General features: G+C 72.4%; 1 protein-coding gene. It reads left to right on the top strand.

What is annotated here, in order from left to right:
- The coding region (locus BTA51_RS29160) for a bifunctional 2-polyprenyl-6-hydroxyphenol methylase/3-demethylubiquinol 3-O-methyltransferase UbiG (protein ID WP_141215729.1) at positions 1–384 on the top strand (384 nt) is incomplete at both ends.

The following is a 384-nucleotide window of genomic DNA, read 5'->3' as shown; positions in this document are numbered from 1 at the left end:
CTGCCCGCGCCGGGGATTACGCGCGCCTCTTCGCCGAGGGGCCGCCCTCGGTTCCGCTGTTGGCCTTCATTGCTGCCCTGCCCCCCTCGGCCCGTGTGCTGGATCTTGGCTGCGGACCGGGCGGCGACAGCGCGCATATGGCTGCCGCCGGTCATCGGCCCGACCCCGTCGATGCCGCGCCCCAGATGGTGGCGCTGGCCTGCGCGCGGGGCCTGCCTGCCCGGGAAGGCAGCTTCGACACGCCCCTGACCGAGGTCTACGACGCCGCTTGGGCCAGCTTCTCGTTGCTGCATGCCACGCGCGCCGAGCTGCCGCGCCATCTGGCCGCGATCCATGCCGCGCTGAAACCCGGCGGGCTGTTTCACATCGGCCTCAAGGAAGGTC

This window comes from Hahella sp. CCB-MM4, assembly GCF_002260525.1.
Classification (GTDB): domain Bacteria; phylum Pseudomonadota; class Gammaproteobacteria; order Pseudomonadales; family Oleiphilaceae; genus Hahella.
This window is presented reverse-complemented; position numbering and strand designations above follow the sequence as displayed.